Genomic DNA, 14,328 nt, shown 5'->3' with positions numbered 1-14,328 from the left:
CGTCATGCATACCAAACAAGAGATTTTGGAAAAATTGACCGGGATTCAATCCTCGCGAAAAAGCTACTACAGTGAGCTCGTCTATCTGATCGAGGAGATGAAAAAGAAAAACAAGCAGCTCGCCGTCATTAACCAGCTGACACAAATCCAGATCAACGCCACCTGGCAACAAACAACCAGTTATATCGCCGCACAGCTCTCGCAAATTCTCGTGTTCGAGCATTTTGCCCTGACCATCGTGAAGGGAAGCATGCTCTCCTCCTATCTTGCCAAGTGGAATGACGGGGATTGGCAATGCCATACGCTGACGCAGACCGTTTCAGTGGACGCCTCTGTGCTCACCGGGCAAGTTCATCTTACGCTTGCCGAAGTGCTGCCTGAGCATCACCCCACCTCTGTTCCGTTGCGCAGTCAGTTGAATCAGACCTTTGGTTTTCTGACGCTCTTACGACAAACGAAGCAGCTAGTCGATCGGGACGAAGCCGAATTGATCCAGCTCGTCGCCAGCCATGTCGGTGTCGTCGTAGAAAACAGCCTGCTTTTTCAAGACGTGAATGAAAGGATTAAAATCGAAGCCCAACTGATTCAATCTGCAAAAATGGCGGCGATTGGTGAGATGGCTGCTGGCATTGCCCATGAGCTGAACAGTCCGCTCACGGCCATCCTCGGAAACTCCCAATTGCTCATGCGCGAGATGACAGATGCCCCAGAAGCTCCCTTGATAAAAGACATCTATGGATGCGGGGTGCGCTGCAAAAAGATCATTCAAAACCTGCTCACCTTCTCGCGGCAGGAAGAGTACTTGTTTTCCACTACCTCTATTGACGAAGTCGTAGAGGACGTACTGGGGCTGATTGGCTACCAGCTGTCTGTTTCCGGCTTGACCATAACCCGAGAAATGTCTGAGCCCCCTCTGCTGTTTCATGGAAGTCGTCATCAGATCGAGCAAATTGTGATCAATCTCCTGTTAAATGCACGGGACGCTGTCGCAGGCAGGGAACCTCCACACATCGTCATCCGTTCCTTCCTCGTACAAGAGGAGAATAGCTCTTACGTAGGCTTATCCGTTTACGATAACGGCACAGGGATTTGTGAAGAACAGCTTTCGCAGATTTTTCAGCCCTTCTTCTCGACGAAGGAACGGACAAAAGGAACAGGTCTCGGGCTTTCCGTCAGTCTTGGAATTGCAGAAGCCCACGGCGGGAGGCTGTTTGCTGAAAGCGTGGAGGGAGAATACAGCAAGTTTACGATGCTTTTGCCACTGGTAGCTGACGAGGAGGACAACGATGGAGAGAAAACGGGTTTTGATCGTGGATGATGAAACAGAAGTGACTACCTTTTTCACCTATTTCCTCAAGAGAAAAGACTGCGATATCGTCGTCGCCAATTCTGGCAGGGACGTGGAACGGCTGCTTCATTCGGATTCTACCGGCTTTCACGCTGCACTCGTGGACCTCAAGCTGCCAGATGCCGACGGATTGTCGCTGCTCAAACAGATCAAGGCCGTATTTCCCGCCTGCGAAGTCTTGATCATGACGGGCTTCAGTACAATTAAATCGGCTGTCACAGCGATGCAATGGGGGGCGCGTGATTACTTGGAGAAGCCGTTCGACGATCTGGACAGTCTGGAGCAGGTCATCGACGCGGTGCTCTACTCTTCCAGCAAACACAGCGATCACCTATCCCAAGAAGCCGCCCAATATGGTATCGTGTATTCATCTGACAGTCCGATGGCCAATGTATGCGCAATTGCCAAAAAATTAGCAAAAAAGGCGATCCATGTACTTATTGAAGGCGAAACGGGTACTGGCAAAGAGCTGATGGCCCGTTTTCTCCACGGAGCAAGTAATCGCGCCCAGCAGCCTTTTGTCGCTTTTAACTGCGGGGCCGTGCCGGAATCCTTACTGGAAAGTGAGCTGTTCGGCTATGAAAAAGGCGCTTTTACGGGAGCGCTCAAATCTCGCAAAGGCTTGTTCGAGCTGGCTCATAACGGAACGCTGTTTCTTGACGAGATCGGGGAGGCTCCCCCTTCCATCCAAGTGAAGCTCTTGCGTACGCTAGAGACGGGAGAGTTCATGCGCGTCGGTGGCGAGCAGATCGGTCAGAGCAATATTCGCTTTATTTCTGCTACCAACCGCGATTTGGAGCATGAAGTCGGGATGAATCGTTTCCGCAGTGACCTGTTGTATCGTCTGGAAGGAATCAAGCTGTCGATTCCACCACTTCGCGAACGCCTTCAGGATATCCCCACAATCGCGCACTCCTACTTGCAAAAGCGCAGTGGAGGTCCCTGCGAAATCGATCAGGATGCCATCGAACTCTTGCAGCGCTATGATTGGCCGGGCAACGTCCGCCAACTGATCAACGTACTGAATCAAACCATCGCGTTGCACGAATGCGAAAGACTGCGTGCCGAGCACTTGCCAGCGAGTTTGCAGAGCCGCACGGTACAGGTGCATCCGCCTACTGTCCCCAAACGGATCGAGCAAATGATCGAGCACGAATGTGAGCGCTTTGTCGATACGGTACTCCGCCTTGTCAACTCTGTAGACGGGATCGACTTCGATTATTTGATCAAGCGGGTTAAACAGCTCGAAGGCGAGATCGGGCGAGCGATTATCGAAAAGGGCTTGGCCGAAACGAATGGAAACAGGCAGCTTTTAAGCAAAAAATTAAACATCACCAAACGGACGATTCGCTACATTATGAACGAAAAAGCATAGCGTCTGCATTGGGGCATCTAGGAGGCATTCACGTCGTGGTTTCCGAAAAACCTTTCTCGACCTTGAAAAAAATCCCTGCTGACTTCTCTCTATCTGCTGTTATTGTTGGACTCATCGCCACAATGGTCTCCTATGCAGGACCATTGCTGATCGTCTTTCAAGCTGCCAAGGGTGCCGGACTCAGCGATGCAGTCCTCGCCTCTTGGATTTGGGCCATCTCGATTGGGAGCGGCTTGACGTGCATGGTGCTCAGCTTCTGGTTTCGCACCCCGATCATTACGGCTTGGTCGACGCCAGGGGCAGTTCTGTTAGTCACCAGCTTGACGGTATATTCCTTTCCCGACGCCATTGGCGCGTATATTTTTTCAGCCGTGGTCATCACACTCGTTGGTGTTTCCGGCGTATTTTCCGTCTTAATGAAATACGTCCCGCAGTCGATTACGACCGCCATGCTCGCGGGGATTCTTCTGTCATTTGGCGTTGATGTCTTTGTTTCCATGCAGCATCTGCCTGCATTGGCTCTGCCGATGATCTTTTGCTACCTGTTCGCCAAACGCTGGTCGCCACGGTATGCGGTCGTGCTTACGCTTTTGGTCGGCTTGGTTGTCGCCTTTCTTTTGGGGCGTTTGCAAATGGACACTGTCCAGATGTCCCTCGTCCAGCCCGTCTTTACGATGCCGACGTTTTCTCTCGATGCGATCATCGGCTTGGGGATTCCCTTGTGCATCGTCGCGCTTGCCTCTCAGAACGCCCCAGGAATGAGTGTCTTAAAAGCAGACGGGTACGATACACCTGCTGGACCGCTCATAACGACTACTGGCATCGCTTCTCTATTGCTCGCTCCTTTTGGATCACCAGGCATCAATCTCGCGGCGATTACAGCTGCCATTTGCACGGGAAAAGAAGCTCATCTGGATCATACCAAGCGCTACATTGCCGGGATTGCCTGCGGGGGTTTTTACTTACTCTTCGGGATGTTTGGCGCTACGATGGCTTCGGTGTTCGCTGCCTTGCCCAAAGAATTGATTGCTGTCATTGCTGGCTTGGCTCTCTTTGCCTCGCTCAGTTCCAGCCTCGCACAGGCGATGAGCGAAGCGAAGGAACGGGAATGCGCCTTGGTTACGTTTCTCGTTACGATTTCCGGCATCTCCATTGGCGGAATCGGCGCTGCTTTCTGGGGCTTGATTGCGGGGGTGGTCACCCATCTGATTTTGAATGGCAATGTAAAAAGCTGGTTTGGGAAAAAGAAGAATACGCAGCCGTTGGAATAGCTGTCTGAACGTAAGGAGAGAGTCCCATGAAAAAATGGCTAGGTGTCATCACTCTTTCAGCTTTCCTTTTAGCGATCGGCTCTGCTTGCACGACAAAGGAGTCCACACACTCCTCAGGTGGTTTTGCGCTATCGAAAACTTTTTCCTCCACAGAAGAAATCACCCAAGACGCCATGGTAATTTTAAAAGGCTCCGTTCCCAAAGCATATAAAGAAGAAAAAAGCGAATTCCTCTTATACTATGTGTATGAAGTAGCCGTGGACAACGTGTTTCAAAACCACACCGATCACCAGATTAAGGCGGGAGATACGATCAAGCTGTACCGCATCGTAGGTTTTCAACCCGATAAAGATAAAGAGATCGCTCCGATTGCGGATCATAAGCAGACTGAAATTCCAGAAGGCGAGTATCTTCTGTTTCTTAACGGTGGTTATGATGAAGAAGTTGGTCACGTGAGATGGTTTCCAAATACCCCCAATCAGTTATTTAAAGCGACTGATGAGGGCAGTGGCACCGAATATAAGAACGTGTTTGTGTCAGACGAGATTCCCTCTATTACGGAAGAGGATGTACTGAATGCAATCTAAGAAACGGCTCCTCAAATACATCTGAGGAGCCGTCTTGTATGTTTCCTGAAAACTAGCGGTAAAACCCTTGCTCCTCGGCGTAATTTCCCCAATGCGGGCGACTGCCGTCTCGATCCGTAAAAGGATACTCGTCCGACAAGCCCCATGTACTGAGCGTTTTCCCTGTTTTTTCTGCGACAGCCGGGTCCGAAGCCAGCGCAACCACCGCTCGACCGATGTACGTCGGTGTTTCCGACATGAGGAAGTGCTTATCTTGCTTCGCTGCCTCTCTCCACGTCTCTTCTGTCACGCCAAAATGATCGAGCATCGCTTCTGAGCGCAGGAAGCCCGGTGTTAAAGCCAACGCGGTAACCCCGTGCGGGCGCAGGTCCTCTGCCATCGACGCAGCTAGATGAATCGTCGAGATTTTTGCCAAGCTGTAGTACAGATTTCCGCGATACCGATAGTCGATTCCGTCCGTGATCTCGATAATCAGCCCCTTTTTTTGTGCGACCATGAGTGGAACCGCATAGTGACTGGTGATCAAATGTGTACGAATGGCGCGTTCTTGCATCAGTAGACCGTCTGCCAATGGCTGCTCCCAGAACGGCGTCCCCCAGTGAGTCAACGGATCTCCCCCCCAGATGTCATTGACCAAAAGATCGAGCTGTCCATTTTGCTCCGCTTTTACTCGCTCAAACAACGCTTTTACCTCTTCTTCCTGCGTATGATCGACTCGCACAGCGATCCCGATTCCGCCGCTTGCCGTCACGAGCTCTGCTGTCTCTTCAATCGTCTCCTGTCGTGCCATATCAGAGTGCTGACCACGCACCGTCCGTCCCGTCACATATACCGTCGCCCCTGCTTCTCCCAGACTGACCGCAATCCCCCGTCCTGCTCCTCTTGTTCCTCCTGCTACCACTGCTACTTTGCCTTGTAATGGTTTCATTCGTAATGCCTCCTTTATCCATTCATGCACCAAGAATAACGAAGGAAATATGACAACCGCTGTCATATTCGTTACGATACAATCAAAGTAATGTTGTTTTTAACTTCTAGGAGGGCTTTTTATGCGGGCAGATCGACTCCTTACGATCTTGTTACTCTTGCAAAACCATGGTCGCATGACTTCCAAGCAATTAGCAGAAAGGCTGGAGGTGTCCGAGCGAACCGTTCATCGTGATATGGAAGCTTTGAGTGCGTCAGGCATTCCCGTCTATGCGCTGCGCGGTGCAGATGGGGGCTGGGCTTTGGCAGAAGGGTATCGCAGTAATTTGACCGGAATGAAGATAGATGAGCTGCAATCACTGCTCGTAGCCTCCCCTGCTGCCTTGTTGAATGATCTCGGGCTACATGAAAACTATGAAGCTGCTTTTCTCAAGCTGCTGTCCGCGCTGCCCAAAACCGTTCAGCAGGATGCCATCCATGTACGTCAGCTCCTTCATATCGATGGGGCTGGCTGGCATGAATCGACGGAGACGTTTCCTTTCTTGTCTACTGTTCAAGATGCCGTATGGCTCTCCCGCAAGCTGTTCATTCGTTACATGCGCGAGGATATGGCCGTAGAGCGCATTGTTTGCCCGCTCGGACTCGTCGCCAAGCGAAGCATTTGGTATTTGGTCGCAAAAGTGGACGAGGACATGCGAACGTACCGGATTTCACGACTATTGGATGCACAACTCCTAGATGATAGCTTCCTCCGCCCAAGCGATTTCGACCTCGCTTCTTATTGGGAACAATCCACTTTAGACTTCAAGTCCAGCCTCCCACGTTATCCTGCGCGGTTGCTCGTCAAAAAAGAGACATTGCCTGCCGTAAAACAGGAGCGTTATATAAAAATAGCTTCCACCCACGCCGTAACAGACGACTGGATGGAAGCAGAGGTTGAATTTCATACACTTGCGTCAGCATGCTCGCTCGTACTCAGCTTCGGCCCGCACATTCAAGTGGTAGAGCCACAAGAATTGAAACGTGAGGTCATAGAGCAGGTGCGTGCTATGCTTGGCCTGTACGAGGCCCCGAATTAGCAAGGACTTTTGTTTCTCGTCCGTACATGAGCAGGACGATAGCTCCCACGATCAACACCGCGGTAAATACACTAAAAATGAACGTGTAGCTGTAATGATGCGAGGAGTAGTAACCGACGAGATATGGCGCGATAATACTGCCGATTCTTCCGACACCAGATGCCATACCAGAACCGGTAGCGCGCAGCGGTGTCGGATAATTTTCCGGCGTGTACGCGTACAAAGCACCCCAAGCACCCAGATTAAAGAAGGACAAGAAGGCTCCCGTCACCAACAGCTCCATGGTGCCACTGCTTTGTCCAAAAGCGAAGGCCATCACACCAGTCATGAACAAGAAGGTCGCCAGCGTCCATTTCCGTCCCCATTTTTCCACGAGATAGGCTGCCGCGAAATAGCCTGGCAGTTGGGCCAACGTCATGATCAGTACATACTGAAAGCTTTTGATCATTGTAAAGCCTTTGTCGACCAAAACAGATGGCATCCATAAAAACATGCCGTAATACGAGAACGCAATCGCAAACCAGACGACCCACAGCGTAATCGTCTCTGTCCGATGGGACGTCAACAGCGTTGTAACAGGAATCTTCTCGGCCTGCTTTTGAAACTGCGGAGATTCAGGAATGCTTCGCCGGGCAAACAAGGCGTACACGACGGGCAACGCCCCGATCATAACAGCCACGCGCCAGCCGTATTCCGGAATGATGAAGTACGATATGACGGCTGCCGCGATCCAACCGACCGCCCAAAAGCTCTCCAACAGCACAACCGTACTCCCTCGCTTCTCCGGTGGCGCAAACTCGTTTACGAGCGTCGAGGCTACCGGCAGCTCAGCACCCAAACCGAGTCCCATCAAGAAGCGGAATAGCAGCATGGTCGCAAAACCCGTTGCGAAAGCGCTCGCAAAGCTCGCCAAGCCAAATAAGACCAAGGTGAGCAAAAACACTGGCTTGCGTCCAATCCGGTCAGCCAAATAGCCACCTGCAATCGCCCCAATCGCCATACCTACGAGATTGCCCGTCCCTAAGAGCCCGGCCGCTTCCCCTGTCAAACCCCATTCCTGTCGTAATGCCACCATAATAAAAGATAAAAGTGCAACATCCATGGCATCGAACATCCAGCCAAAACCGGCTGCCCAAAAAACTTTTTTGTAAGGCTTTGACATTCTCGTTCCCTGCTTTCCTTTCTTTTGCGCATGATATTCGCGCCTAGTTATCATTTCGCTTTTTCGTCCAATATCCTGCCCACGGGTAAAAGTTTGACTATTGTGATAGTAGGCTTTCCCAAGAAGCTCCATTCTAACCAGACCATGCCGAAAAGGTGTTCTTATTGAGGAAACTGTTGAATGAATCTGTTCATGAGCAAGGAAAGAGAAATCAAGATGGGAGGGTCGTCCGGATGAGGCACATGAAGAGTAACTTGCTGATGAGGGACGATCGTAGTTGGTGTGACAATGATTGGTTTCTTGGAACGTGTGCGTAAGGTCTCGTACGGCAAGAGAAAATCCATCGCCTGCATGCCCCAGGCAACAGACGTTGCCATCAAGTAATACGTGCCCGGCTTGACATTGGTAAAACAAAAATTACCTAGCGAGGGCAGCAATGTTCCGTATAAAGGAAGACCTTCTGGGATCGGCTTGGCAAACAACCCAATCAAAATGACGCCTTGAAAAGGCTCTGTGGACTCGATTGTCCCTGCTATCGTCATCGGTCGCTCGGGGGCCGGATAAAACCAGTTCCACTCTATCAACTGCTGCAAGGAACGGAGACGGTCTTCCGCTAGCTGAGCCGTTTCTCGAAATTCGCTAGGCGATACCCCGACACGCTCCGTAAAACGGGTAGAGAACGTCCCCAGGCTCTGCTGGCCAATTTCCAGACCAATGTCACGAACACTCATGTTCGTGCGTAAAAGTAAATCCTTTGCCCTTTGGAGTCGCATGGTTGATACGTAATAAAGCGGCGGGAGACCGATTCTTTCTTTAAAAATCCGCGCAAAATGATACTGGCTATACGCAACATGATTCGCCAGCCGGGAAAGTGGCAACGGCTCATCTAAATGTCGATGTATATAAGCGATCACTTCGTCAATTTCGGTATACCTGTCCATCAATTGAGCCGCTCCTTCCTTCTTCTGCACAGCAAACACAGAACATTTGTTCTAAAATGAAATTTACCATATTTTTCTGACATATGGAAGAGAAAATTGCAGCACTTACGCTTTCGTTTTCTGCAAGCGGATTTCGTCCAGAAACGCTTGCATCGTGTTCGTTACAAATGAATCTTTTCTACGAATAAAAACGGTTATCACCTCATGATAAGGCTCCGGGATGCGATGAATATGAACCGTTCCGCTCTCGACCAAGTGATGTACCGCCGACTTCGGCAAAATGGTAATGCCGATCCCCGCTGCTACGCCCCCGATAATGGTCTCAAACGTTCCAAACTCCATCACTTTTTTTGGAATCAAGCCCTCCACCTTCATCCAAGTCTCTAACCGTTCTCGATACCCGCAGCCCTTTTTGTAGAGCAAAAGAGCTTTCCCTGTGATATCACTGGCGGTGAAGGAACTGTTTTTCGTTACCAACACCAACTCCTCTTGAAACACTTGCTCCTGCTCGATCAAAGGATGGTTAATCGGTCCACTCACGAACGCTCCATCCAGCGCGAGATCCAATACTTTTTGCAGCAAATTCTCTGTCACACCTGCCTTGAGAGAGATATCCACATGCGGATACTGGCTGCAATACGAGGATAGCAACCTCGGAAGGGCATTGATCGTCTCGACCATCCCAACCTCCAACACCCCAGACGGCTCGGAAGCCCGATGAAAGTACTTTTGCATTTCTTCGAATTTGGCGATGATCTCTCGCGAATATTCGAGCAGGCGCTTCCCTTCTGTATTTAAGGTCATGCCTCGCTTGTTGCGATAAAACAAAGGTGTCCCCAGCTCTTTTTCCAGCAGCTTGATCCGCGCCGTCACATTCGACTGAACGTAACTCAGCTCGGCTGCGGTCTTGCTCACGCTGCCCAATGTGGCGACCATCTGGAATATTTTCAAATCGTTGATCTCCACGTTTTCTCTCCCTCTTTTCATCCATCACTAAAAATGATACATAAAGTTATTATCAATCATTATACTAACATATTTCCATCCAGTATGATGTGGTAAGTCAGCAACTAAGAGAAAGTTCAAAAAGACGACTTTTTGAACACATAGGAAAAGGGAGAAATCGCATAATGAACAAGCAACTACTTTTGGGGTCTATTTTCTGCATGGTGGCCAGTATGTCATGGGGGGCGATGTTTCCGGTTGCGCACATCGCACTGCAAGAAATCGATCCATTTTACTTCTCATTTCTGCGCTATTTTTTCGTAACGGTCATTTTGTGCGGTTTGCTCTGGGCAAAAGAAGGCTTGTCTGCCTTTCGTTTTGAGGGGCGCGGGAAGTCTCTGCTGTTTTTTGGAACAATGGCGTTTACCGTCTACAATATGGGAGTATTTCTCGGGCAAGATTTAATGGGAGAGCCAGGCACGATTGCAGCGTCCATTATGGAAGTGCTCATGCCGATGATCTCGATTGTCCTTTTGTCCATTACTACTAGAAAACTACCGCCGTACTATACGTTGGCGACGATTCTGATAGCTTTGGTCGGCGCTGTTCTTGTTATTACTAATGGCAATCTTACCTTCTTTACTACAGCAAGTGAGCATTTGATTCCGTTGTTCTTCATTTTTATTGGTGTCGTGGGTTGGGTCGTCTACTCGATCGGCGGCGGGCGTTTTAACACGTGGTCTACGCTTCGCTACTCCACGTTGACGTGTCTCTTAGGAACAGGAGTGAATTTCGTGATTGTCACGACTGCCTCACTCTTTCAATGGCTTCCGGTTCCTACCGTGGAAACGGTGATATCCATCAAATACGAAATGGCATTCATGGTTCTTTTACCCGGCTTTGTAGCTCTTTTGAGCTGGAATGCAGGTATCAAGCTGCTCACTCCGCTCAACGGCATTTTGTTTATCAACCTGGTTCCGATCACGACCTTTGCCATGATGGCGTTTCAAGGCTATGAGATCAGCCGTTACGAATTGTGCGGCACCTTGCTCGTGATCCTTGCCCTAATCGGGAACAACCACTTCCAAAGAAAGCAACTACCATACCGTTCCGTCACCAAGCAACAACCGAGTGGAAGAAAAGTTCCGTCCATGTAGCCTAAAAAAGGAAGGATAGAAATTCAGGAAGCCCTGAATCTCTATCCTTTTGTTATGTCCACGATCGCTGCTAACATCAGCTCTTAACAGAAGTAATCCGAATATTGTCCAACTAGTACCTTCGTCGTTTCAATCCAGAGCTTCCGGTGCAAAATCGTCGGACCCAATCTTCTTTCCATAAACCGCAGCATGGGCTCGTTGTCATGCTCGATAAAGCAAATGCCAAAAGGAAACGCTGGCTGAGCCTGTGCAATGGTTTTCATCAACAGCGTAATTCCTCTAGCCTGCTTCTGATACTTTTCCTGGACAAACATCGTTTTGTATAAAAGCAGATTCCCGGCCATTCGCTGTACGATCACCCAGCCAATGACTTTCCCCTGATAGCGCAAGCCTGTACTGTAATCGGGATCGAATTTTCCTTCTTCAAAAAATGGCGACAAAAGCGACGTGTACCATTTCCCTTCACCTTGCTCAATTTCCAGACGCTCTGCTGGGGTCAGGTCTTTCCATGGAAAGAGGGTAAAACCTTCTGGGAGAGACAGCCTCTCTACCCACTGGCACTCCCCCAGCCGCATCGAGCCGAGTGTGTACATATAGGTTTTTACCTTTGGCAACTGCCAGCCTTCCCTGATCGCGATTTTGGAGAGCCATGGAAAATCTTGTGCTTTGATGAAACCAGCAAACTGTCCGTCGCTGATGCCTTGCTCTCTCATTTTTTGCTCAGCGTGCCACAACAGCTTCATCCCCATTCCCCGCCGTTGATGCCCCTCTGCTACCACAAGCTCGATGATCTTGGCCTGTCCTTCGCTTACAGCAGATCTCCCCAAAACGATGCCCGCAGGCTGATTGTTGTTAGAAGCCCCGAATCCCCAAACAGATGCGCCGTTGATCTGGTCCAGCCACTCCAGGTGCTTGGGGTGCACCAACGATTTATACGCCCGTGCAGTGCTAGCAGTCAGTTCCTCTAGTTGCAATGTTCGTACCTCCTCGATGGACTTTGGCTTACTCATTGCTTGGGTGTTACAGGTGCTGTTGCTGTACCTTGTATGAGGTTCCCAGCCTTATCCCTTATGAAGCCTGGCTCAAAGGAAACCTTGCTCTGTTCTGTGATGAGAGACCCGAACAAGTTGTAGAACGTATCCTGAAACGTTACGCGAATGGTGTTTCCTGATACCTGGAATCTGGCATACCCCGTCACTTCTCTCTTGTCGTCAAAATTCCCGGAAGGTGAGAATAACAACCGCAAATTGGGATTTGGGTCATTACGAAGTGGCTCTGACGCCGACAATGTATAGGTTGTTCCCTCTTCGGTAACGTCTGGGGACAATTGTGGGTTTGTAGCATCAAACCCGACACCGATCTCCTCTGTATCCAGCAAATCTTGGCCGCGATACAGCTTGAACACTGCATAAGAGTTGTCATCTTCTGTAACCGCTGGTTTGGCCTTAAACGTCACTCCATATTCTCCATGGGTCATTTCCAGTAAAGACTCGTCAACCTCGACGGTGATGTACTCCTTTTCATTGATGACAAAACGATCCAACTGCTTATCATAGTTGTACGAGAGAGGCTGGTTTTTTACAGATACCTCAAGATATTCGCTCAGTGCCCTTTTGTCCATTGCCGGCTCCCATTTGTCGCCAATCGTAACTTGACGGTTCTGGGTCGGAGCAATTGGCAGCTCGATCTTTGCATCCGGCCAACGATCTACGCGTGGATTGTTGAACAACATTTGTGCTTTATCTACATAGGACATCCAGTGTGTTTTTTCTGGACCTTCACGCAGAAGCTTGACCTTGGAATAGGCTGCATCTATCATTTCCTGCGTGACCTTGGGCCTTAGTTCGATCATATCATTCGTTGTAAAAAGTCCCTCAACTGCTCGCTTCACTTCCTCCGGGGGAGTATTCCCTAGTTCCAATAGCTCCTGTGCTTTTTGGATGTCTGCCAACAGCAATACCTTTGTCTCCGAACCATCGTTTAGCTTATTTACCTTTTCCTTGGCTGCATGAATCGTGCTTTGTGTCACTTCCGGTTTTAGTGCTGCCCCATTTGAATCGGTGAACAGGTCACGCACGGCTTTTTTGGCTTCAACGAGCAGCAAGTCGTCATACTGGTCCTGTGCCTTCTCGATATCGGCAAGCAGACCAGGCTTTTCCTGCACGCTATTTTCCAGACCTTCGACCAGCTTCTTGGCATCATCGATCTGTTTCTGGGTCGTTCCTTCCCGCAGCTCCTCTTTCTTCCCATCCGTAAACAGCTCTTCGACAGCTCTCTTCGCCTTTAGCAGAGCCGGGATCGGTGGAGGATCGATTGGAGACGGAATCACGATGACGGGGTCTCTGAAACGGATGGAAAAACTGTCACTTGTGACATCTTTCTGTGCTCGCTTGATGTTTCGCTTGTCGATCGTGAAGCTGACCTCTTTTACCGTGTCCGCGACACTATGCTTTTTGACCTGTCCCGTAAATAAGATGATGAGCTCGTCGTCGCTCTCTTGGTTGACCTCAATAGCCAAGCCCTCAGGCAGATTATGTACTTCGATATCATCAGCTGATAGTTCACCAATGAACTTGCCATTTGATAGCTTGAGTGTTTGTTTGGCTGTGATGCTACCATCATTTGCCCCTGCTTCTTCTATCACTGTCTCGCTGACAGAAAGCGCTGGCAAATCAGGCAGCTCAGCTCCATCTACGGCTATCTCAAAGACGGCTTCTGCATCATCCATTTTTGCTGTAATTTCAACGAGTCCTTCGTTCTTGGCTGTTACCTTGCCCTCGATGTTGACGAACGCAATTCGTTTATTGCTAGAGCTCCAGAGCAACTCCCGTCCCGTAACGATACGGTTATTTTCATCGAATGCAACGGCGACCAGCGGCAACGATTTATCCGTACGATCTTTGGTAGATAGCTGGGCATCCTCTGCGATCGCTACCAGCTCGATCCGCTCTGCTTTTGTCCCTTTTTCCGCGATCACGTATGGTTCAAATTCCTCTTCTTCACCGTCATACTGCAAGCGCAAGGAAACCGTCTGTTCTTTTTTCGTAGCACGAATCGGTGAAAAGCTGAGCAATACAAGCTGCTCTTTCTCTAGCCAAATAAAGTTTTGGATTTTGATCCGTGTAGGATTTCGATCATCTATGGCGGCCGTCAAACGGAAATTCTTAGCAGCAGGTGCCTTGTCTGGAGCATTCTCCAATCGATAGGCAATAAAGCCATTCGTCGCTGTGTGCCCCTCTGACTCTAGCAAGGACTCCCATGACTGATTATCTTCTTCTACTACTTCCTCTGATACCTCTCGTACTTCCTCATCCGTTTGGTCTTCTGCTACTGACGCGCTGGCTGTCCCGATTGTCTGGATTTCTTTAATCGGATACGAAACGGCTGCATAGGCATTGCCGACAAAAGAAAGCAAAAAACCCGTGGAAACAACGGCTGTTAGGATTGTTTTGGCTTTTGGCTGCTGTTTGCCCATATGTAAATACCCCCTCTTTTTTCTTTTGTAGGACAAAATCATGCAAACTAATGCTATCAGA

The 14,328-nt window shown here is 49.6% G+C and carries 12 protein-coding genes; 6 read left to right on the top strand and 6 right to left on the bottom strand.

Annotated elements, in window-relative coordinates:
- Window positions 1-4 precede the first annotated feature (4 nt).
- Genes E8L90_RS29620 through E8L90_RS29605 form a run of 4 tightly spaced genes read left to right on the top strand, consistent with a single transcriptional unit; the run spans window position 5 to window position 4,581 of the window.
- Window positions 5-1,318: a sensor histidine kinase gene (locus tag E8L90_RS29620; RefSeq protein WP_137033169.1), complete on the top strand. Its 1,314-nt coding sequence runs from the start codon at window positions 5-7 to the stop codon at window positions 1,316-1,318.
- Window positions 1,287-2,723, top strand: a complete 1,437-nt coding sequence (locus tag E8L90_RS29615) for a sigma-54-dependent transcriptional regulator (RefSeq protein WP_137033167.1) — start codon at window positions 1,287-1,289, stop codon at window positions 2,721-2,723. Before E8L90_RS29620 ends, E8L90_RS29615 begins: the two co-directional genes overlap by 32 nt.
- A gap of 35 nt (window positions 2,724-2,758) precedes the next feature.
- Entirely contained in the window at window positions 2,759-3,994 is a 1,236-nt protein-coding gene (locus tag E8L90_RS29610) for a benzoate/H(+) symporter BenE family transporter (RefSeq protein WP_137033165.1), read from the top strand.
- Window positions 3,995-4,020: 26 nt separating this feature from the next.
- Window positions 4,021-4,581 carry a hypothetical protein gene (locus tag E8L90_RS29605; protein WP_137033163.1) on the top strand — a complete coding sequence of 187 codons (561 nt, stop codon included), beginning with the start codon at window positions 4,021-4,023 and terminating at the stop codon, window positions 4,579-4,581.
- 52 nt (window positions 4,582-4,633) lie between these two features.
- Here the strand turns inward: E8L90_RS29605 and E8L90_RS29600 are convergent, their stop codons facing one another.
- Window positions 4,634-5,509, bottom strand: coding sequence for an SDR family oxidoreductase (locus E8L90_RS29600; protein ID WP_137033161.1), 876 nt, complete (start codon window positions 5,507-5,509; stop codon window positions 4,634-4,636).
- A 121-nt stretch (window positions 5,510-5,630) separates the two neighbouring features.
- On the opposite strand from E8L90_RS29600, the gene E8L90_RS29595 reads away from it, so the two are divergent.
- On the top strand, window positions 5,631-6,587 hold the full coding sequence (locus E8L90_RS29595; RefSeq protein WP_137033159.1) for a helix-turn-helix transcriptional regulator: 957 nt from the start codon (window positions 5,631-5,633) through the stop codon (window positions 6,585-6,587).
- On the opposite strand, the gene E8L90_RS29590 is transcribed toward E8L90_RS29595, so the two are convergent.
- The 3 genes from E8L90_RS29590 to E8L90_RS29580 form a co-directional block, all read right to left on the bottom strand.
- The gene (locus E8L90_RS29590) at window positions 6,556-7,749 is read right to left on the bottom strand and encodes an MFS transporter (protein ID WP_137033157.1); all 1,194 of its coding nucleotides are present in this window, start codon (window positions 7,747-7,749) and stop codon (window positions 6,556-6,558) included. The two genes, E8L90_RS29595 and E8L90_RS29590, sit on opposite strands and share 32 nt — an antisense overlap.
- Window positions 7,750-7,910: 161 nt before the next feature.
- Entirely contained in the window at window positions 7,911-8,690 is a 780-nt protein-coding gene (locus tag E8L90_RS29585; protein ID WP_137033667.1) for a helix-turn-helix domain-containing protein, read from the bottom strand.
- A gap of 105 nt (window positions 8,691-8,795) precedes the next feature.
- Window positions 8,796-9,656: a LysR family transcriptional regulator gene (locus E8L90_RS29580; RefSeq protein WP_137033665.1), complete on the bottom strand. Its 861-nt coding sequence runs from the start codon at window positions 9,654-9,656 to the stop codon at window positions 8,796-8,798.
- A 164-nt stretch (window positions 9,657-9,820) separates the two neighbouring features.
- Between E8L90_RS29580 and E8L90_RS29575 the strand changes: the two genes are divergently transcribed.
- Complete coding sequence (locus E8L90_RS29575) at window positions 9,821-10,792, top strand: DMT family transporter (RefSeq protein WP_137033155.1); 972 nt, start codon at window positions 9,821-9,823, stop codon at window positions 10,790-10,792.
- Between the two features lie 83 nt (window positions 10,793-10,875).
- Here E8L90_RS29575 and E8L90_RS29570 read toward each other — a convergent pair whose 3' ends face one another.
- Window positions 10,876-11,766, bottom strand: coding sequence for a GNAT family N-acetyltransferase (locus E8L90_RS29570; protein ID WP_137033153.1), 891 nt, complete (start codon window positions 11,764-11,766; stop codon window positions 10,876-10,878).
- Window positions 11,767-11,798: 32 nt separating this feature from the next.
- Window positions 11,799-14,267 (bottom strand): toxin Cry1Ac domain D-VI-related protein, encoded by a 2,469-nt coding sequence (locus tag E8L90_RS29565; protein WP_137033151.1) that lies wholly within the window; start codon window positions 14,265-14,267, stop codon window positions 11,799-11,801.
- Between the last annotated feature and the right edge of the window lie 61 nt (window positions 14,268-14,328).

Origin of the sequence: Brevibacillus antibioticus (assembly GCF_005217615.1) — a bacterium.
Taxonomy (GTDB): Bacteria; Bacillota; Bacilli; order Brevibacillales; family Brevibacillaceae; genus Brevibacillus; species Brevibacillus antibioticus.
Note: the sequence above shows the minus strand (reverse complement) of the source record. Positions and strands in the feature narration are given on the sequence as shown.

Bases quoted from the DNA above. Each gene is read 5' to 3' on its own strand.
- E8L90_RS29620 (WP_137033169.1), top strand. From the start codon at position 5: ATGCATACCAAACAAGAGATTTTGGAAAAATTGACCGGGATTCAATCC.
- E8L90_RS29615 (WP_137033167.1), top strand. From the start codon at position 1,287: ATGGAGAGAAAACGGGTTTTGATCGTGGATGATGAAACAGAAGTGACT.
- E8L90_RS29605 (WP_137033163.1), top strand. From the start codon at position 4,021: ATGAAAAAATGGCTAGGTGTCATCACTCTTTCAGCTTTCCTTTTAGCG.
- E8L90_RS29600 (WP_137033161.1), bottom strand. From the start codon at position 5,509: ATGAAACCATTACAAGGCAAAGTAGCAGTGGTAGCAGGAGGAACAAGA.
- E8L90_RS29595 (WP_137033159.1), top strand. From the start codon at position 5,631: ATGCGGGCAGATCGACTCCTTACGATCTTGTTACTCTTGCAAAACCAT.
- E8L90_RS29590 (WP_137033157.1), bottom strand. From the start codon at position 7,749: ATGTCAAAGCCTTACAAAAAAGTTTTTTGGGCAGCCGGTTTTGGCTGG.
- E8L90_RS29585 (WP_137033667.1), bottom strand. From the start codon at position 8,690: ATGGACAGGTATACCGAAATTGACGAAGTGATCGCTTATATACATCGA.
- E8L90_RS29575 (WP_137033155.1), top strand. From the start codon at position 9,821: ATGAACAAGCAACTACTTTTGGGGTCTATTTTCTGCATGGTGGCCAGT.
- E8L90_RS29565 (WP_137033151.1), bottom strand. From the start codon at position 14,267: ATGGGCAAACAGCAGCCAAAAGCCAAAACAATCCTAACAGCCGTTGTT.